The following is a 17,561-nucleotide window of genomic DNA, read 5'->3' on the forward strand; positions in this document are numbered from 1 at the left end:
AGTGGGGCGTGTGACACGTCCCGGTACGAGGCAATTCGGGCACGGGCGCCTGACGGCCGCCGACCGGCGCCTACCGGTCGGTCACCTCGGGCTCGTCGCCGCCGGTGCCCGTTGCGCCCGTGGTGCGGTCCTGGTCCGGCGACTCGACCCGAGCCGCGGGAGTGGCCGACGCCATCGGGCGCAGGCCCTTCGTCGTCTCCTTGAACCGCTCCAGGGTCCGGCCCAGCTGCTGGAACGGCGAGCCGCTCTTCCTGGCCGGCGCCTGCCGCGGTTCCCCGGCCTCGGCCGCCGCCTCCCGGAACGCGGCCAGCGCCTCGTGGGCGTGCTCGGCGGCCTCCCGGTACAGGTCCCGGGACTCCGTCATCGCCTCCAGTGCCTCCTTGTACATCGCCACGAGCTCGCGTTCCCGCGCGAGCTCCTCCTCCGGGGTCAGCAGCTGCCACTCCTCCCGCAGTGCGGTGAGCGCGGCGTCGGCGTCCTCCGGCAGCGGCCTGGGCAGTGCCGCGAAGCGTCGTACCGCTTCCAGCAGCTCGGTGGGGTGCGTGCCGTCCAGGAACACGCTGCGCACCGAGTAGTCGACGGCGTCGTAGTCGGCCGGAGCCGGAGTGCCGGGCAGCACCAGCGCCCCGCCGCGCGGCACCTCCACCCCGGACTCCTTGAGGGCCCAGTTCACGGTGCGCAGCTGGTGCGGGGCCGCGCGGTGCTCGATGACCCGGTGGTGCAGACCGGGCGGCAGCAGCGGAACCAGCGACCGTCGGCCCCGCTCGTCCGGCGTCATGGCCTCGTGCACGACGAGGTGGACGGTCCAGGCGTCGCGCAGGGCGCCCCGGAGCACGCGCCGCAGCTCCTTGTCGTCCGCCGGGAGCGGGTTGGTGGCGAGGAACCGCTCACCGGTGACGGTCTCGTTGCCCCACGGCGTGTCCGCCTCCCAGGACCAGAACATGCCGGCGGGCGACGGCCACCGCTGGTCCCACGGCCGCTCCGCCTCCGCCGTCAGCGTCCACTCCTGGCCCGGACCCGACCACTCGGCGAGCCTCAGCCGGGCACGGACGGTCACCTCCTCCGCGACCAGCCACCGGGCCTCGAAGGCCGTCTCCCCCTCGGGGGTGTCGGTGTCGGGCAGCTCCATGAAGTCCTGGACGGTCTCGGCGTCCTTGAGTGCCTGGAGGTGTTTGCGCAGGACGTCCGGAGCGGCGGGGCCGGTGTGACGGCCACGGGTCTGCCACACCGTGGAGGGCGTCGTGGGCGGAACGGTCGCGGAGATGTGGGTGAGTCCATTCGTGAGGGCGGTGACGACGTGGCGACGACGTACGAAGGCCAGTATCGCTCGCCGCGGGGGGTGCGCGATCAAGCGGGTCGGTGGCGCGGGCACCCGGAAGCGCCCCGCCGGGATGCGCCTTCCCCGGCACGACACAGGTCACGCGTCCGGATCCGGCCCGCGAGCCGACGGTCCGTGCGGGGGGTGTGCGCCACTCGTACGGGGTGTGCGCCGTTCACCACGGCCGGCGCCCTCGCACTCATGGGCCCGCCGGCCTCCGGGACCCGAGAATCGGACCCGGTGGACAGGGCTCGCCCACCATCCGCGTCGGGGCGGGCCCTGTCCGCGTGCCCGGTGTGCCACCCACACCGGATGCTCGGTGACCGACCGGCCTCCCGTCTCCACGAGACCGGGGCTTCCTCCGCGAGCACGGCATGGAGAAGATCGTCCATGACCTGTGCGTCCAGCGGATCCTGGAAGGAAGCAACGAGATCATGCGCGTCAACGTGGCCCGCGGCCTGACGGAGGCATCCGGATGAACGACATCGAGGACCCCGTCCTGCTGCACACCACCGGCCGAGCCGCCCACATCACGCTCAACCGACCGAGGGCCATCAACGCCCTGAACCACACGATGGTGCGCCGCATCGACGGCGCGCTGACGCTCTGGGAGCGCGACCCGGCCGTCGAGACCGTCGTCATCTCCGGCGCGGGGGAGCGCGGCCTGTGCGCGGGCGGCGACATCCGCGCCGTCCACGACGACGCCCGCGACGACGACGGCACCGCCTCGGCCGCCTTCTGGCGCGACGAGTACCACCTCAACGCCCGCATCGCCCGCTACCCCAAGCCCTACGTCGCCCTGATGGACGGCATCGTCATGGGAGGCGGTGTCGGCGTCTCCGCGCACGGCAGCGTCCGGGTCGTCACCGAGCGGTCGAGGATCGCGATGCCCGAGACCGGCATCGGCTTCGTGCCGGACGTCGGCGGCACCCACCTGCTCGCCCGCGCCCCGGGTGAACTGGGCACCCATCTCGCCCTGACGGGTGCGCAGATCGGCGCCGCGGACGCCGTGTTGTGCGGGCTCGCCGACCACTACGTACCGTCCGTGTCGCTCCGGCAGTTCATCGACGACCTCGCCGACCTGCCCGTACGGGAAGCCCTGGACCGTCATGAACAGCCCTTGCCGGCGGGCGGGTTGGCCGGCCACCGGGAGTGGATCGACACCTGTTGCGCGGTCGACACCGTCGAGGAGATCGTCCAACGGCTGTTCGCCCACGGCGACCCGACGGCGAAGGAGACCGCGGAGACCCTGCTGGCCAGGTCGCCCACCGCGCTCAAGGTCACCCTGGCCGCCCTGCGCCGTGCCCGGCGGCTCGGCTCGCTGGAACGGGTGTTGGAACAGGAGTACCGCGTCTCCTGCGCGGCCCTGACCACGCCCGACCTGGTCGAGGGCATCCGCGCCCAGGTCGTCGACAAGGACCGCGACCCGCGTTGGTCGCCGGCCACCCTCGCCGAGGTCACAACGGCCGACGTGGAGCGCTTCTTCGCCCCGCTCGGCGCGCGCGAACTCGGTCTCGCCTGACCCGACACCACCCGCGCAGACCCGCTGGAGAGCAGGACCGCCGTGGTGATCTGGGCCACCTGGCCGTGGCGAGCGGAATCACGCCAGGTGGGGCGGTATTGGCCAGGGGCCCGACACGCGGTACCGTCGCTCTGATATCGACGACGGCGAGACGGAAGCCGGTGAGAACCCGGCACGGTCGCGCCACTGTGGACGGTGTACCCCGAAGGGGCACACACCGCGAGTCAGACCCGTGGCCGTCGTCATGTGCACCACCGAGATGGGACGCGAACTCCCAGAGGAGGTCCTGCCATGGCGCAGCATGTCGCCCAGCCGACTACCACCACGCCTGTCGTACCCGCCAAGTTGCCGCTGAAGGACATCGCCCCCTGGGCGGTCTTCTTCGGCGTCCTGATGCTGGTCCTGCTGTACTTCGTCGGCGCGGAGCAGGGCGCGACAGCCGTCGTCTCCGGCGAGGACGTTCACGAGTGGGTGCACGACGCCCGCCACCTGCTCGGCTTCCCCTGCCACTGACCCGAGGGGAACCCCAGCACACTCATGAACTCCGCAACGGTAAGAAACCTGCTCGTGCGGGGCATGCTCGCCGGCCTCGGTGCCGGCGTGCTCGCCCTGATCGTCGCCTACTTCCTCGGTGAGCCGAACGTCGACAGCGCGATCGGCTTCGAGGAGTCCCACGCGGCGGGCCACGAGCACCACGAGGTGGAACTCGTCTCCCGCAGCCTCCAGTCCACCGCCGGCCTCGCCACCGGCGTGCTGATCTACGGGGTGGCCTTCGGCGGCATCGCCGCCCTCGCCTTCTGCTTCGCCCTCGGCCGCGTCGGCCGCTTCACCCCGCGGGCCACGGCACTTCTGCTGTCGGGGACCGCCCTGCTCGCCGTGTACGTCGTGCCGTTCCTGAAGTACCCGGCGAACCCTCCCGCGGTCGGCGACGGCGACACCATCGGCAAGCGCACCACGCTGTACTTCCTGATGATGGTGCTCAGCGTGCTGCTCGCGGTCGCCGCGGTGATCCTGGGCAAGCGGCTCGCGCCGAGGCTGGGCACCTGGAACGCCACCGTCGTCGCCGTCCTCGGCTTCGTGCTCGCCATCGGGCTGGCCTACGGGTTCCTGCCGACGGTCAACGAGGTGCCGAGCGACTTCCCGGCCGCACTGCTGTGGCGGTTCCGCCTGTCCGCCCTCGCCATGCAGGTCACGCTCTGGGCAGGCTTCGGCCTCGTCTTCGGCGAACTGGCCGAACGGCTGCTGCACCCCAAGCCCGCCACGGTGTCCGCGGGCACGCCGGTGGCCGCCTCACAGTGAGCTGACCGGCACGACGACCCGACGAGAGGGCCCGCGGAACCATCCGGGGGCCCCTCTCGCGTTCGTGGGCCGACGCCGGATCGGCAGTCGGCGAAGATGGTGCGATGGACATCCAACCGGCCCTCAGTACACGGCAGATGCCCGCAGGACTCGTTGCGCTCGCTCTCGGTGGTTTCGGGATCGGCCTGACCGAGTTCGTGATCGCGGGGCTGCTCCCGCAAGTCGGCCGGAGTCTCGCGGTGTCCGAGGCCGCGGCGGGTTGGCTGATCTCCGGGTACGCCCTGACGGTCGCGGTCGGCGCGATCGTGGTGACCGCCGCTACGGCCGGGCTGCCCCGCAAGGCGGTTCTCACCGGGTTGGTGGCGCTGTTCGTCGTCGGCAACCTGCTGTCCGCCGTCGCACCGAACTACCCGCTGATGATGCTCGGACGCGTGGTCGCGGCGCTGTGCCACGGCACGTTCTTCGGCATCGGCTCGCTCGTCGCACGGCGGATGGCCGCCCCCGAGCGGGCGTCACGGGCGGTGGCAGTGATGTTCGCCGGGCTGACGGTCGCGAACGTGCTGGGCGTACCGTTCGGCGCCCTGGTCGGCGAACGCTGGGGCTGGCGCGCCACGTTCTGGGCGATCACCGGCATAGGCGTCGTCGCCGCAGTCGCCATCGCCGTGCTGGTACCGGGCTGGGCCGGCGCCGCGGACCGGCCGCCTCCCTCCGAGGGTTCCGGCCCGGCCACCGGTCGGGCGGACGAGCTGCGCAGCCAACTTCGTGCCTTCCGGTCGACACAGGTCTGGCTGACCCTTGCCGCCACCGCGCTCGGCTACGGCGGGATGTTCGGCGCGTTCAGCTATCTCGCGTACACCTTCACCCGGGTCACCGGCTTCTCCAGCACGGATGTCGCCTGGCTGCTCGTCGTGTACGGCAGCGGCCTCGTGGTCGGCAACATCGTCGGGGGACGAGCCGCCGACCGCAATCGCGACCTCACTCTGATCGCTTCCCTGGCCGGTCTCGCCGTCACGCTCACCGGGTTCGGGCTGCTGGCCGCCGACCCCGCCGCGTCGGTGGTCCTGGTTTTCCTGACGGGGCTGTTCGGGTTCGCGAGCGTCCCCGGCATGATCACCCGCGTCACCGACCACGCCCGCGGGGTGCCGCTCGCCGCAGGCGCCAACGTGTCCGCGTCCAACATCGGCAACGCCCTGGGCGCCTGGCTCGGCGGCTTCGCCATCAGCGCCGGCCTCGGCTACCGGGCTCCGCTGTACGTCGGCGCCGCCATCGTCCTGAGCGGGCTCGCCGTGATGATCGTCGCCGCATGTCGACCGGACCGGTCGGAGACCGACGACACCACCGACCTCCGGCTCGGCCAGGACCGGGCGTCCGCGGGCTGAGGGCCTCGCCGCGCCACCGTCTCGGTTCGACGGCTTCTCGCCTGCGGTGAGGCCCACCTCCGCCTGGAACCCGAGGGCCTGGCCGCCCTTACGATCGAGTCTGCTGCCATGGCCCGCGTTTCCGCTCGCGGGCACCGACCGAATCCCCGGGGAGGGACTGTGATCGCCGTCGTCGGCGCCGGACTCATGGGCGCGGCCACCGCCTGGCAACTGGCCCGCAGGGGCCACGAGGTCACGCTCGTCGACGCGTACGACGTCGGCCACCGGCACGGAAGTTCGCACGGCAGCTCGCGGATCTTCCGGCGGGCGTACGCCGACCCCTTCTACGTACGGCTGACCGGACAGGCGTACGAGCAGTGGCGGGAGCTGGAGGACGACAGCTCGACTCCCTTGCTGCGCACGACCGGTGGGCTCGACATGGGCGAGGACCACGACCCGAAGGAGATCGCCGATCTCCTCGGTGCGGCCGGAGTACCCCACGAACTCCTCGGCCCGGAAGCCGCCGCGGAGCGCTGGCCGTACATCCGCATCACCGGTCCGGTGCTCTACCACCCGGACGCGGGCGTGGTCGACGCCGACCGGACCGTAGGCGCCTGCGTACGGCGGGCGATCGAACACGGAGCGCAGACGATCATCGGCACCCGCGTCACCGGCATCGACGTCCGGGGGCGCGAGAAGGTGCGCCTGCGCACCGACGACGGCCGCGAGATCGTCGCCGACACGGTGGTGATCGCGGCCGGCGCCTGGCTGCCCGATCTCGAACTGCCTCTCGCCCTGCCGCCGTTGGCGGTGACCCAGCAGCAGGTCTTCCACTTCCGGCAGCGGGACCCGTCCGTCGGGTGGCCGACCCTGATCTGGGACGGGGCGCTGCACCTCTACGGCCTGCCGTCCGGAAGCGACGGGGGCCCGCTCCCCGCGGTCAAGGTCGCCGAGCACGACCGCGGAACCCCGGCCACCGCCCGCACCCGCAGCGGGGTCGTCGACCCGTCGTCGCGGACGCGGGTGAGCGGCTTCGTGCGCGACCGCCTCCCGGGCCTCGAGCCCGATCCGGTCGCCGAGGCGACCTGCCTCTACACCACCACCCCGGACGAGGACTTCGTCCTGGACCGCCACGGCCCCTTCGTCATCGTCTCCCCGTGCTCCGGACACGGCGCGAAGTTCGCGCCGCTCATCGGCGCGATGGCCGCCGACCTCGCCACCGGCCGCGCCGAGCCGCATCCCCGCTTCCGCCTGGGACGCCACTGAGCCTCTTCGGTCAGCCGGGGACGGTGACCAGCACCCGGCCGCGCCCGCCCGCGTCCACCCGGTCGTGAGCCTCGGCGATGTCCGCCAGCGGGAAGCGGTCGCCGATGTCGACGGTGAGCGCACCGGCCGCGGCCGCCGCGGTCAGATCGCGGGCGGCCTGCCGCTTCGCCGCGGCGGGGAAGTCGTCGCTGCCGAGCAGGCGCAGGGTGACGTTGTTGAACAGCAGGGGCCAGAACGGCAGTTCGGTGCGGTCGGCGTGGGTTCCGTAGGCGGCGATGACGGCATCGAGCGCGGTGACCGCGTTGTCCAGGTCCGCGTTGGCCGACAGGGACACCTCGACGACGCGGTGCACACCGTCGGGCGCGTGGGCGCGGATCGCCGCCGCGGGGTCGCCGGAGTCCAGGGCGACGGCGTGCGGGACGACGGCCGGGTCGACCCGGTCCAGGTCACCGCCGCGCCGTACGGTGCCGATGACGGTGGCGCCGCCCCAGCGGGCGAGCTGGGCGGCCGGCGATCCGACGCCGCCGAGCACTCCGTGCACCAGCACGATCTTCCCGTCGACCGGCCCGTCGGCGAATACGGCGCGGTGCGCGGTGATACCGGGGATGCCCAGACTCGCGCCCAGTTCGTCGCCGAGGTGGTCGGGCAGCGGGACGGCCTGCTGATCGGGTACGACGGTGTACTGGGCGGCGGTTCCGAAGGCCCGGTAGGACTGGGCGCCGTACACCCACACCCGCTGACCCACGCGGCGGGCCTCGACTCCGCTCCCGACAGCGTCGACCACACCGGCGGCGTCACTGTGCGGGATCACGCGGGGGTAGGGCATCGAGGAGCCGAGCCAGCCACGCCGCTTCTTGGTGTCTCCGGGATTGATCCCGGAGACGGTCACGCGGACGCGGACCTCGCCGGGGCCGGGCCGGGGGTCGGGCAACTCGCCTACGTGCAGGACGTCGGCGGCCGGTCCCTGTCCGTCGTACCAGGACGCGATCATGCGGCATCTCCCGTAGTCGTGCGGGCGGTGGGTTCGTCGGCTTCGCCGGGGGCGGGGTCGTTCTCGAGCGGCTCCTCGCCGAGGACCTCGCGGAGCCAGGCGCGCTCGGCGCGGCTGACGGCGCGGGCGGTGAGCAGTACGCCGCGACGGTACGGATCGTCGACCTCCTCGGCGCGCAGCGGTCTCCCGCCGTCGTAGAAGAAGCCGGCCGGTTCCTCCAGGAAGGCGAGGCGGCGGCGCAGCACGGCGTGCTGTTCCGACACGTCGGGGAGCTTGGAGAGGAAGGCCAGGAGGGCGAAGAACCGGGTGAAGTCGGTGATCTCGTGGTCTGCCGGTGTACGCAGGCGCTCCAGCATGTCGGTGTGTCCGGCCTCGGTCAGGCTGAGCACGAAGCGGGCGGCGCCGGCCCGAGGATCCGCTTGACGCACCAGGAGTCCCGCCCTGGCGAGCCGGTTGATCGCCGGGTAGAGGCTGCCGTCGCTGACGGGGCGCGTGTAGCCGATCAGCTGGGAGACCTTGCGGCGCAGCTCATGACCCGGCAGAGGGCCTTCGGCGAGGAAGCCCAGTATCGCTAGTTCGAGCATGGGACCATCGTCTCACGATTCACATCGAATCGATATGTGCATCGAATCGATGTGACCAGTGGAACCGGGGCGGGCACGGAATTGTTCAGACCTCTCACGTGCTGTTGTATCCACAGAGGCTGGGACGTCGACGGTGTGCGAGCGAGCAACGCAAGTGGCCGAGGCGAGAGAGACGGAAGGTGCTGAGATGGCAGCGCAGACGCAGAGGGCCGTGCTTGCGGGCGGATGCTTCTGGGGGATGCAGGACTTGACCCGCAGGCTCCCGGGCGTGACGGCGACCCGGGTCGGATACAGCGGGGGTGACGTACCGAACGCGACGTACCGCAACCACGGCACCCACGCGGAGGCCATCGAGATCCTCTTCGACCCCGAGAAGACCGACTTCCGCACGATCCTGGAGTTCTTCTTCCAGATCCACGACCCGAGCACCAAGAACCGCCAGGGCAACGACATCGGCCTCAGCTACCGCTCGGCGATCTACTACGTGGACGACGAGCAGAAGCGGATCGCCGAGGACACCATCGCGGACGTGGACGCCTCCGGACTGTGGCCGGGCAAGGCCGTCACCGAGGTCGAGCCGGTGGGCCCCTTCTGGGAGGCCGAGCCCGAGCACCAGGACTACCTGGAGCGTTACCCCGACGGCTACACCTGCCACTTCCCGCGCCCGGGATGGCGACTTCCGGCCCGCACGCAGGGCTGAACCACTCCGCCGAGGCCCCAGACCTCTGCTCCGGGGCCTCGGCGTGCAGGACGTCCGGCGTACCGGACGTGAGGCAGGACGGCGAGTTTCGGGCTTCACCGGCGGGTCAGGCGACCTGGCCGCCGATGCCGGAGCGCCCTTCGGGGACGGCCGGCAGGCCGACCGCCACCTGATGCCGTACCTGCTCGCCGAGTACGCCGGCCACCGCGTCGGTGATCGCGGTGATCAGGCGCGCCGGCGCGTCCGGCACGTCCGGGTGCCGGTAGGCCGCCTCGCGCAGGCTCAGGGTGATGTTCGGGGCGGTCCCGTCGGTCGGCGCCCCGCCGATGCCCCGCCGGTGCTGGGGAATGCCGACGAGGTCGACGGCGACCAGGCGGCCGAACTGCTCTCCGTAGACCGATCCGACAGCGTCCGCGAGCCCGCGGATCAGGCCCTCTTCGGCCTTCCCGTCGAGGGCGGTCTCGCTGATGTGCACGGTGAAGTGGGGCATGGTGGAATCTCCGTTCGTGCCTGTGGTCCGCGCCTGCGGTGGCGGGCAGGTCGGCTGTGGATGTCTTTGCAAGCAAAACATCTTTGCTGTCAAAGGTAAATGGCGAGGGGTGTGAGATGGCCGGATCCGCGCGGCGCGAGGCCGGGGCGGGTGAGGTGGACGCCGCGGTGCGCGAGCTCCTGTTGCTCATGCCGAGGATGGTGAGCCGGGTGAAGCGCATCCCCGTGCCCGAGGCACTGGAAGCGCAGTCGCTGGCGCCTCGTCACCTCTCCCTGCTGTCCTGCCTGTTGCTCGACGGCCCCATGACCGTCAATGAACTGGCCGCGCGGCTGGAGGTGGCGCCCACCACGGCCAGCCTGATGGTCGGGGACCTGAGCGCGAAGGGCATCCTCGACCGGCGGGAGGACCCGGCCGACCGGCGTCGCCGGATCGTGGCCATCGCCCCCGACCAGCACGAAGCGATCGCCGCCTGGCTCGCCCCCGGCGCCACGGCCTGGCGCCGTGTGCTGACCCCGCTGGCGCCGGCACAGCGACGCCTCTTCGTCGACACCCTGCGCGCCTATGAAGCGGCGGTGGCCGAGGAGCGCGAGCGCTGAACCGTGCCGTCCGCAGGGCGGTGGCCGGCGAGCCGAATGCGGCGCAGCCGACGGAAGAGGCCCGAGGGCAGCCGCGGGAAACCTCGGGGAAGCCTGAGGGGTGAAGTCCGGGTCCGTAAGGGCAGGAGCGGGGAAGCTCCGGGGCACAAGGGCGGGAGCCGGGCGGGACGCGAGTGATGCGCAGATGTCCTGCCGCGCCGGTGTCACCCGGAATCCGGTGCCCGGACCGGGTGGGGGAGGCCGGGCCGTCTCCGGTTGTCGTACTGATAAGTGCCGGTTTCACCATGTCTGCGGTTCTTCGCGGCCAGGGCCGACGGTTCCGGGAGCACCCGGCCGGGCACAACTTCTGCTCGACGTCGGAGAGTTGGCGAGAAACGCACAGGGTGAACCCGTCCGGCATACTTGCGGACGCGGAGCACCCTGCTCACCAGCACGCAAGCGAAGGCCCAGCGCGTGGGTTCGAGCGCTGACGCACACTTCCGGGGAACAGTCGTCATGAACAACCTTCAGCCTTCGGATCCGACGTCCATAGGCGGCTATCCGCTACTCGGCCGGCTGGGTGCGGGCGGTATGGGGCAGGTGTTCCTGTCCCGTACGGGTTCGGGCCGGCTGCTCGCGCTGAAGACGATCCGAGACGACCTCAGCTCCGAGCCGGGGTTCGAGGAGCGGTTCGCCCGCGAGATACGCAACAGCGACCGCGTCCGTTCCCCGTGGACCGTGACCGTCGTGGACTACAGTGCCCCGGGCCAGAGCCCGCAGTGGCTGGCCACCGAGTACGTGCCCGCGCCGTCGCTCGCCGAATGGGTCGCGGCCCATGGTCCGTTGCCGCAGACCGCGCTGCTCTCACTCGCCGCCGAACTGTGCGGCGCCGTACAGGCCGTGCATCAGGCCGGCCTCGCGCACCGGGACATCAAGCCCGGGAACATCCTGCTGGCACGCGACCGTCCACGGCTGATCGACTTCGGTGTCGCACGGGCCGCCGACGACAGCCGGCACACCCGCCTCGGTGTCTCTGTGGGCTCCCCCGGCTTTCTCGCACCGGACCAGGCCGTCGGCGGTGTCGCCGCCGAACCCGCCGACGTGTTCTCGCTGGCCGCCGCGCTGGTGTACGCCGCGACCGGACGCGGCCCCTTCTCGCGCGCGGGGGAGCAGATCCCCGCGGCCACCCTGCTGTACCGCGTGGTCCACGAGGAACCCGACCTCGCGGGCGTCCCCCCGGAGTTGGTGCCGCTGCTCACCGCGTGCCTGGCCAAGGACCCGGCCGCGCGTCCGACGGCGACCCGGCTGAGCGGATGGCTGGAGGAGAGGGGCGGCCGGACCGGGCGTTGGTCCGAGGAATGCCCCACGGTCCTCGCCGGAGAACTGACCGAGGTCGAGCATTCGGCGCGCACTCTGGTCGACCTCGCACAACACTCCACCGTGGCCTCCGCCGGTCAGGAGTCGGCCCCGAGGACGACGAGGTCCGACACCGTCCTCGCCGCCCCGGCAGAGCCCGGCCGGCGCCCTCGGCCCGCCTGGCTGCTGACCGCGGCCGTCGCGGTGGTCGCGGTCGTGGTGGCCGTGGTGGCCGCCGTCCACTTCGGTACGCAGCGTTCCTCGGCGGACTCCTCCTCGTCCGCGCAGGGACGGCCGTCCGGCTCGGCCGCCTCGGCGACCGCGGGGGAGACGCCGTCCGCCTCGGCTCAGGAGACCCGGCAGTCCCAAGAGCCCCAGGAAAGCCGGCAGCCCGAGGAGGCGGACGCGGCGCTCAAGGTCGTCCAGGCCACGTTCGACCTGGCCACCGGAGAGTCCGTGGGGACCGGGGCCAGGAGTCTGATCATGCAGCAGGACGGCAACCTTGTGATCTACGACCAGGACCACAAGGCGCGCTGGGCCGCGATGACCAGCGGCGAGGGCAACACCGCCCGCTTCCAGGCGGACGGCAACCTGGTCGTCTACAACAGTGGCGGACAGCCCGTGTGGGCCTCACGGACCAATGGGCACCCGGGAGCGGTCCTGGTGTTCCAGGCCGACGGAAACGTGGTGATCAAGTCCGGCGACACCGTGCTCTGGGCGGCGGGAACGCAGAGCTGAGCCGGCCGTTCCGCACCCCCTCTAGGGCGTGTCCGCAAAGTCGCTTGCTCGTTGGTCGGTTCATGGTGCGTCGTCATGAGCTGAGCGATGAGTCGTGGGCGGTGATCGAACCGTTGCTGGCCCCTCCCCGGATGGGCCGGCCGGTGCGGGACCGCCGCCAAGTGGTGAACGGGATCTGGTGGAAGCTGTCCACCGGCGCGGCCTGGCGGGATCTGCCCGAGCGCTATGGGCCGTGGAAGACCGTCTACGAACGCTTTCGCCGCTGGTCGGTGGACGGCACCTGGGACCGCCTGCTCGCCCACGTCCAACAGCACTCCGACGCCGTGGGAGCCGTCGACTGGTCGATCGTATGCATCGACTCCACGACCGTGCGGGCCCACCAGCATGCCGCCGGGGCCCGAAAAGGGGGCCCTGGCCGGGCGAGGCGATCGGCCGGTCCCGCGGCGGACTGACCACGAAGATCCACCTCGCCTGCGACGGCCGGGGACGCCCCCTGGCCTTCACCCTCACCGCTGGCAACGTCAACGACTGCACCCAGTTCGAGCAGGTCATGGCCCGCATCCGCATCGAGCGGTGCGGGCCGGGCCGTCCTCGCACCCGGCCGGAACTGGTGGCCGCCGACAAGGGCTACTCGTCCACGAAGATCCGCACCTATCTCCGCCGACGAGGCATCAAGGCCGCCATCCCCGAGCGGATCGACCAGATCAACGGCCGTATCCGGCGAGGCGAGAGCCGGTGCCGGCTCAACCGCGCGGCCTACCGCCGGCGCAACGTCGTCGAACGCTGCTTCAACAGGCTCAAGCACAACAAAGCCCTGGCCACCCGCTACGACAAACGCGCCCGCCACTACCAGGCCCTGGTCACCCTCGCCTGCCTACGACTCTGGCTCCCCTGACTTTGCGGACACGCCCTAGGGGCCGCTTTCGCCTTCGGGGCGCCCCTCGATCTTCCGCAGCAGTTCCAGCAGCGCCTCTCGCTCCGCCTCCGCCAGACCCTCGAAGCACTCCGTGAGCACCGAGTTCGCCACCTCATGGCCCGCCTTCAGCACCCGCTCCCCATCGGGAGTGAGGTGATGCTCGAAACGCCGACCGTGCCCGGGGCGCCGGTCCACCAGCCCCTGGGCCACCAGGCGTCCGGCGAGCGTGCCGAACGCCTGCTCGCTCTGGAACGTCGCCGCCGCCAACTCCCGTGCGCTGACGCCCGGCGTGCGGCTGATCGCCCGTAGCGCGTCCCACTGCGCGAGCGTGCTGCCGACGGACGCGAGGCGGCTGTCGAGCGCTCGGTGCTGGCGGTACTGGACGGCCTTCACGGCCCTTCCGAGGATCTGCGGTTCAACGGCCATGCTCATCAGGCTAGCACTCTGACTAAACTTGCTTAACTAAACATCCTTAGTTACGGTTCTGGTCATGACTTCGGAACTGACGCTCACTGAATCCGGCCCCACCGCCGGCCGCCCCGTCCTCGTCCTGCACGGCGGTGGAGGTCCCGCCACCGTCGCCCCGATCGCCGAGCACTTCGCCGCGACCGCCCACACCCTGCTGCCCACCCACCCGGGCTGGAACGGCACCCCCCGGCCCGACGACTTCACCCGCGTGGCCGACCTTGCCGCCGCCTACCTCCGCCTCCTCCACGACCGCCACCTGTCCGACGTCCTGGTCATCGGCTCCTCGCTCGGAGGATGGATCGCCGCCGAGCTGGCCACGGCCGACACGCAGGGCCTGATCAGCGGGATCGTTCTGATGAACTCGGTCGGCATCGAGGTCGACGGCGACCCCGTCCGAGACTTCTTCACCCTCGACGCGCGAGGCGTCGCCGAGTACGCGTACCACGACTCCGAGCGCTTCTACGTCGACCCGGCGACCGTCCCGGCCGAGCGACTCGCCGTCTTCCAGGCCAACATGGCAGCCCTGCGCGTCTTCTCCGGCGGCCCCGCCATGAGCGACCCCACCCTCCGCCCCCGCCTCGCGGCCGTCACCACCCCCACCCTCGTCCTGTGGGGCGAGAGCGACCGCATCGCGACCCCGGCATACGGCAAGGAGTACGCCGCGTCGTTCGGGAACGCCCGCTTCGAAGTCGTGGCGGAAGCCGGCCACCTGCCCCATCTCGAACAGCCCGCGCGCACCTTCTCCCTGCTCGATGAGTTCGCCGCGGAGACCGGTCGCCGCTGAGGAATGTCCGGCGCGTCACGAGCGAAGCCGGAGCCGGGCCGCCGCACCGGAGGAGGACCCGGCCGGCCGAGGCGGTCGCCTCGGCGTCCCTGGTGGGGGAGCCGGGACAGCGACCGTCCGGCGCGCAGCACGCTTCCGATGCGTCCTGTCCGCGTCACCCGGTCCGGCGTTCGCCCGCCTCCGGGTGCTCCAGGCGGGAGGCGAGGCCGGCGGCCCGGACCCGGCGCCGCACGCCCAGGCTCGGCCAACAGGCGGGGGACGTGGTTCTTGACCGTCTTCTCGCTTCCGCTTGTCTCCGGACCCGGAGGGCGTGGCCGCCTACTGACGGCCGAGCCACGCGCGGTACGCGGCCACGGCAGTCGGGAGCGTGGGGAATAGCCGGTCCTTGCCGACCGTGTCCGCGAGGCCGTACGCCTCCAGGTCGTCCAGCAGGTCCTGCTTCACCCGCGCGAGGGCGAACAGGATGCCGCGGTGGGTCAGTTCGCGGCGCAGTTCGTCGACCGCGTCGAGGGCGGTGATGTCGACCTCGACATTGGCCTCGGCGTTGAGGACGAACCAGCGGACGGGGTCGGTCTGTTCGTCGACGGCGGCCAGGGCCCGGCGCCGGAAATTCTCCGCGTTGGCGAAGAACAAGGGCGAGTCATAGCGGTAGACCAGCAGCCCGGGGATCGTCCGGGCCTGCGGGTAGTCGTCGACGTCGTGCATGCCGGCCACACCGGGAACCAGGCCCTCGACGGCGTCGTGCGGACGCGCGACCCGCGTCAGCAGCTCGGCCACCGACAGGCCGACGGCCACGATCACCCCGTACAGGATGTCCAGGGCGAGTACGCCGGCGAGACAGCCGAGCGCCAGGAGCAGCTCCCTGCGGCGGAAGGAGGCGAGCCGCCGGAAGCCGGCGAGGTCGATCATGCGGACCGCCGCGTAGACGACGAGCGCGCCGAGCACCGCGGACGGAGTCCGCGCCAGCAGCGGGCTAAGGAAGAGCAGCACGGCTAGCACCACCGCCCCGGCCACCAGCGAGTACGCCTGGCTGCGGGCGCCCGCCGAGGAGGCGAGGGCGGTGCGGCTGGCGCTGCTGCTCACCGGGAATCCGTGCAGCGCCCCGGCGCCCAGATTGGCCGCGCCCAGGGCGAGGAACTCCTGGTCGGCGTCGAGCCCGGGGCCTTCGTCGTCGTGGTCGGCGAACGCCCGCGCGGTGAGGATGAAGTCGGTGTAGGCGACCAGCAGCACACCGAGCGCGGGCAGCACGAGGTGCGGCAGCTCGCTCAGGTCCGGGACGGCAAGGCTCGGCAGACCGGCCGGGACCTCGCCGATCACCTTGAGCCCGTACCGCCCGTCGAGGTCGAAGACCACGACGGCGGCGGTGCCGAGGACGAAGGCGACCAGCGGGCCGGGCACGGCGGCGGCGTAACGGGCCGTCACGAAGAGGAACACGAGGACGACGACGGAGAAGACGACGGTCGCCGGGTCCGCGTCTGGCAGGTGGACGAGGAAGGACCACACCTGGGGGAAGAACTCCGCGCCCGTCGTCCGTACCCCGGTGAGCTTCGGCAGCTGGTCCACCATCATGATGAGCGCCACGCCCGCGAGATAGCCGATCAGGACGGGACGGGACAGCAGGTCCGCGAGGAAGCCCAGCCGCACCGCCCGGGCGACCAGGCAGAGAAGCCCGACCGTCACGGCGAGAGCCGCCGCGAGCGACGCGTAGCGCCCGGCGTCCCCGGCGGCGAGCGGTGCGACCACGGCGGCCGTCATGAGGGCGGTCGTGGACTCGGGGCCGACCGACAGCAGCCGTGAGGAACCGAACACCGCGTACAGCGCGAGGGCCGGGAGGATCGCCCACAGACCGGTGACCGGCGGCAGCCCGGCCACGCCCGCGTAGGCCATGACCTGCGGCACCAGGTAGGCGGCCACGGTCACCCCGGCGAGCAGATCACCCGTGAGCCACGCGCGCCGGTAGCCGAGGAGCGCGACGAGACCGGGCACCAGCCGGCGCCACTGCGGGACGTGTCTGCCCGAGGCCTTGGACATGTGCCGCCTTCCGTCGTCTGCCCTCATGATCTACCGGCCATGAGAGCTACGGCGAGAGCAAGGGGTGTCGGGCACCGAACCGATCTGACCGGACCGCCTCCGCGTCCGAGTCGGCCGTGTCGGCAGACACCGGCACGCACACCGTGCGGGCCTTACGCCTTCGCGTTCCCGCGCCTGCTCACGGGGTTCGTCTTCCTGTGGGCGTTCCTCGCACGAGGGCGTCGGCCTGGTGGAGGCACTCGGCGAAGGCGCCACCCACCTCGCCCTCGGGCAGCTGGTCGCCGTGCCGCTCCGCCTGCCCCGTCGCGGTCGTACCCGAGCGGGTGTGAGAGCGATGGCCGGCTGCTCACAGGCTCGCCGCGTGGTCGGGGACGTAGGTCTGGAGATCCCGCGGCGGACGCTGGTAGCCGGTCGACGGCGGCCGCTCCGGGAGCTCCAGCACGGGCGGCGGCACCTCGCGGTACGGCACGGACGACAGCAGGTGGGCGATCATGTTCAGCCGTGCCCGGCGCTTGTCGTCGCTCTCGACCACGTACCAGGGCGCCTCGGAGATGTCGGTGTGCACCAGCATCTCGTCCTTGGCGCGGGAGTAGGCCTCCCAGTGGGTGATCGACTCCAGATCCATCGGTGAGAGCTTCCAGCGCCGCAGTGGATCCTCCAGGCGGCGCCGGAAACGCTCCTGCTGCTCGGTGTCGCTCACCGAGAACCAGTACTTGCGCAGCTGGACCCCGGCTTCGACCAGCATGCGCTCGAAGATCGGGCACTGGCGGAGGAAGAGCTGGTGCTCCTCCTTCGTGCAGAAACCCATCACGTGCTCGACCCCGGCCCGGTTGTACCAGGACCGGTCGAAGAGCACGATCTCCCCGGCCGCCGGCAGATGTTCCACGTACCGCTGGAAGTACCACTGGCTGCGCTCGCGCTCGGTCGGCTTCGGGAGCGCCGCGATCCGGGCCACGCGTGGGTTGAGGTGTTCGGCGACCCGCTTGATCGTCCCGCCCTTGCCCGCCGCGTCCCGACCCTCGAAGACCACCACCAGGCGAGTGCCGGACGCCCGTACCCACTCCTGAAGCTTCACCAACTCGGTCTGTTGGCGCAGCAGTTCCTTCTCGTAGGTCTTGCGCGGCAGCCTCGCCGCCTTCTTGTCGGCCATGCCGCCTCCACCGCC

The 17,561-nt window shown here is 71.7% G+C and carries 16 protein-coding genes, 2 pseudogenes and 1 riboswitch; of the genes and pseudogenes, 11 read left to right on the plus strand and 7 right to left on the minus strand.

Going from position 1 to position 17,561, the window contains the following annotated elements; genetic code table 11:
• Positions 1-70: 70 nt before the first annotated feature.
• Positions 71-1,228 carry a hypothetical protein gene (locus tag G9272_RS40610; RefSeq protein ID WP_171401208.1) on the minus strand — a complete coding sequence of 386 codons (1,158 nt, stop codon included), beginning with the start codon at positions 1,226-1,228 and terminating at the stop codon, positions 71-73.
• Between the two features lie 382 nt (positions 1,229-1,610).
• Between G9272_RS40610 and G9272_RS45615 the strand changes: the two are divergent.
• From G9272_RS45615 to G9272_RS40640, 6 genes and pseudogenes are all read left to right on the plus strand, one after another.
• Positions 1,611-1,797: pseudogene (locus G9272_RS45615) on the plus strand (acyl-CoA dehydrogenase family protein); the annotation flags it as partial.
• A complete protein-coding gene (locus G9272_RS40620; RefSeq protein ID WP_171401209.1) occupies positions 1,794-2,840 on the plus strand; it encodes an enoyl-CoA hydratase/isomerase family protein in 1,047 nt (348 codons plus the stop codon). The pseudogene G9272_RS45615 and the gene G9272_RS40620, both read left to right, overlap by 4 nt.
• A gap of 101 nt (positions 2,841-2,941) precedes the next feature.
• Positions 2,942-3,096: riboswitch (cobalamin riboswitch) on the plus strand.
• Positions 3,097-3,131: 35 nt separating this feature from the next.
• Positions 3,132-3,353: a CbtB domain-containing protein gene (locus tag G9272_RS40625; protein ID WP_020129103.1), complete on the plus strand. Its 222-nt coding sequence runs from the start codon at positions 3,132-3,134 to the stop codon at positions 3,351-3,353.
• A gap of 24 nt (positions 3,354-3,377) precedes the next feature.
• Entirely contained in the window at positions 3,378-4,139 is a 762-nt protein-coding gene (locus G9272_RS40630; protein WP_171401210.1) for a CbtA family protein, read from the plus strand.
• 137 nt (positions 4,140-4,276) lie between these two features.
• The gene (locus G9272_RS40635) at positions 4,277-5,518 is read left to right on the plus strand and encodes an MFS transporter (RefSeq protein WP_171402384.1); all 1,242 of its coding nucleotides are present in this window, start codon (positions 4,277-4,279) and stop codon (positions 5,516-5,518) included.
• Between the two features lie 159 nt (positions 5,519-5,677).
• The gene (locus tag G9272_RS40640) at positions 5,678-6,763 is read left to right on the plus strand and encodes an FAD-dependent oxidoreductase (RefSeq protein ID WP_171401211.1); all 1,086 of its coding nucleotides are present in this window, start codon (positions 5,678-5,680) and stop codon (positions 6,761-6,763) included.
• Between the two features lie 10 nt (positions 6,764-6,773).
• Here G9272_RS40640 and G9272_RS40645 read toward each other — a convergent pair whose 3' ends face one another.
• Positions 6,774-7,754 carry an NADPH:quinone reductase gene (locus tag G9272_RS40645; RefSeq protein WP_171401212.1) on the minus strand — a complete coding sequence of 327 codons (981 nt, stop codon included), beginning with the start codon at positions 7,752-7,754 and terminating at the stop codon, positions 6,774-6,776.
• On the minus strand, positions 7,751-8,338 hold the full coding sequence (locus G9272_RS40650) for a PadR family transcriptional regulator (RefSeq protein ID WP_171401213.1): 588 nt from the start codon (positions 8,336-8,338) through the stop codon (positions 7,751-7,753). The genes G9272_RS40645 and G9272_RS40650 overlap by 4 nt, the downstream gene beginning before the upstream one ends.
• Before the next feature lie 187 nt (positions 8,339-8,525).
• On the opposite strand from G9272_RS40650, the gene msrA reads away from it, so the two are divergent.
• Positions 8,526-9,038 (plus strand): peptide-methionine (S)-S-oxide reductase MsrA, encoded by a 513-nt coding sequence (msrA, locus tag G9272_RS40655; RefSeq protein WP_171401214.1) that lies wholly within the window; start codon positions 8,526-8,528, stop codon positions 9,036-9,038.
• A gap of 106 nt (positions 9,039-9,144) precedes the next feature.
• Here msrA and G9272_RS40660 read toward each other — a convergent pair whose 3' ends face one another.
• Positions 9,145-9,528, minus strand: coding sequence for a hypothetical protein (locus G9272_RS40660; RefSeq protein WP_171401215.1), 384 nt, complete (start codon positions 9,526-9,528; stop codon positions 9,145-9,147).
• Positions 9,529-9,644: 116 nt separating this feature from the next.
• Here G9272_RS40660 and G9272_RS40665 point away from each other — a divergent pair, with 116 nt between their 5' ends.
• The 3 genes and pseudogenes from G9272_RS40665 to G9272_RS40675 all read left to right on the plus strand — a co-directional run bounded on the left by G9272_RS40665 (position 9,645) and on the right by G9272_RS40675 (position 13,092).
• The gene (locus tag G9272_RS40665) at positions 9,645-10,124 is read left to right on the plus strand and encodes a MarR family winged helix-turn-helix transcriptional regulator (RefSeq protein ID WP_171401216.1); all 480 of its coding nucleotides are present in this window, start codon (positions 9,645-9,647) and stop codon (positions 10,122-10,124) included.
• A 495-nt stretch (positions 10,125-10,619) separates the two neighbouring features.
• The gene (locus G9272_RS40670) at positions 10,620-12,197 is read left to right on the plus strand and encodes a protein kinase domain-containing protein (protein WP_171401217.1); all 1,578 of its coding nucleotides are present in this window, start codon (positions 10,620-10,622) and stop codon (positions 12,195-12,197) included.
• A gap of 62 nt (positions 12,198-12,259) precedes the next feature.
• Positions 12,260-13,092, plus strand: a pseudogene (locus G9272_RS40675) (IS5 family transposase).
• Positions 13,093-13,107: 15 nt separating this feature from the next.
• Here the strand turns inward: G9272_RS40675 and G9272_RS40680 are convergent.
• Positions 13,108-13,539, minus strand: a complete 432-nt coding sequence (locus G9272_RS40680) for a MarR family winged helix-turn-helix transcriptional regulator (protein ID WP_171401218.1) — start codon at positions 13,537-13,539, stop codon at positions 13,108-13,110.
• Positions 13,540-13,603: 64 nt separating this feature from the next.
• Here G9272_RS40680 and G9272_RS40685 point away from each other — a divergent pair, with 64 nt between their 5' ends.
• A complete protein-coding gene (locus G9272_RS40685) occupies positions 13,604-14,365 on the plus strand; it encodes an alpha/beta fold hydrolase (RefSeq protein ID WP_171401219.1) in 762 nt (253 codons plus the stop codon).
• A gap of 318 nt (positions 14,366-14,683) precedes the next feature.
• Here the strand turns inward: G9272_RS40685 and G9272_RS40690 are convergent, their stop codons facing one another.
• Complete coding sequence (locus G9272_RS40690) at positions 14,684-16,396, minus strand: SulP family inorganic anion transporter (protein WP_171401220.1); 1,713 nt, start codon at positions 16,394-16,396, stop codon at positions 14,684-14,686.
• A gap of 346 nt (positions 16,397-16,742) precedes the next feature.
• The gene (gene ppk2, locus G9272_RS40695; RefSeq protein ID WP_171402385.1) at positions 16,743-17,546 is read right to left on the minus strand and encodes a polyphosphate kinase 2; all 804 of its coding nucleotides are present in this window, start codon (positions 17,544-17,546) and stop codon (positions 16,743-16,745) included.
• Positions 17,547-17,561 lie beyond the last annotated feature (15 nt).

Source organism: Streptomyces asoensis (assembly GCF_013085465.1).
Classification (GTDB): domain Bacteria; phylum Actinomycetota; class Actinomycetes; order Streptomycetales; family Streptomycetaceae; genus Streptomyces; species Streptomyces cacaoi_A.

Excerpts from the sequence above, each read along its gene's own strand:
- G9272_RS40630 (WP_171401210.1), top strand. The coding sequence starts at position 3,378 with ATGAACTCCGCAACGGTAAGAAACCTGCTCGTGCGGGGCATGCTCGCC.
- G9272_RS40685 (WP_171401219.1), top strand. The coding sequence starts at position 13,604 with ATGACTTCGGAACTGACGCTCACTGAATCCGGCCCCACCGCCGGCCGC.
- G9272_RS40680 (WP_171401218.1), bottom strand. The coding sequence starts at position 13,539 with ATGGCCGTTGAACCGCAGATCCTCGGAAGGGCCGTGAAGGCCGTCCAG.
- G9272_RS40625 (WP_020129103.1), top strand. The coding sequence starts at position 3,132 with ATGGCGCAGCATGTCGCCCAGCCGACTACCACCACGCCTGTCGTACCC.
- msrA (WP_171401214.1), top strand. The coding sequence starts at position 8,526 with ATGGCAGCGCAGACGCAGAGGGCCGTGCTTGCGGGCGGATGCTTCTGG.
- G9272_RS40660 (WP_171401215.1), bottom strand. The coding sequence starts at position 9,528 with ATGCCCCACTTCACCGTGCACATCAGCGAGACCGCCCTCGACGGGAAG.
- G9272_RS40670 (WP_171401217.1), top strand. The coding sequence starts at position 10,620 with ATGAACAACCTTCAGCCTTCGGATCCGACGTCCATAGGCGGCTATCCG.
- G9272_RS40645 (WP_171401212.1), bottom strand. The coding sequence starts at position 7,754 with ATGATCGCGTCCTGGTACGACGGACAGGGACCGGCCGCCGACGTCCTG.
- G9272_RS40635 (WP_171402384.1), top strand. The coding sequence starts at position 4,277 with ATGCCCGCAGGACTCGTTGCGCTCGCTCTCGGTGGTTTCGGGATCGGC.
- ppk2 (WP_171402385.1), bottom strand. The coding sequence starts at position 17,546 with ATGGCCGACAAGAAGGCGGCGAGGCTGCCGCGCAAGACCTACGAGAAG.
- G9272_RS40620 (WP_171401209.1), top strand. The coding sequence starts at position 1,794 with ATGAACGACATCGAGGACCCCGTCCTGCTGCACACCACCGGCCGAGCC.
- G9272_RS40665 (WP_171401216.1), top strand. The coding sequence starts at position 9,645 with ATGGCCGGATCCGCGCGGCGCGAGGCCGGGGCGGGTGAGGTGGACGCC.
- G9272_RS40690 (WP_171401220.1), bottom strand. The coding sequence starts at position 16,396 with ATGTCCAAGGCCTCGGGCAGACACGTCCCGCAGTGGCGCCGGCTGGTG.
- G9272_RS40650 (WP_171401213.1), bottom strand. The coding sequence starts at position 8,338 with ATGCTCGAACTAGCGATACTGGGCTTCCTCGCCGAAGGCCCTCTGCCG.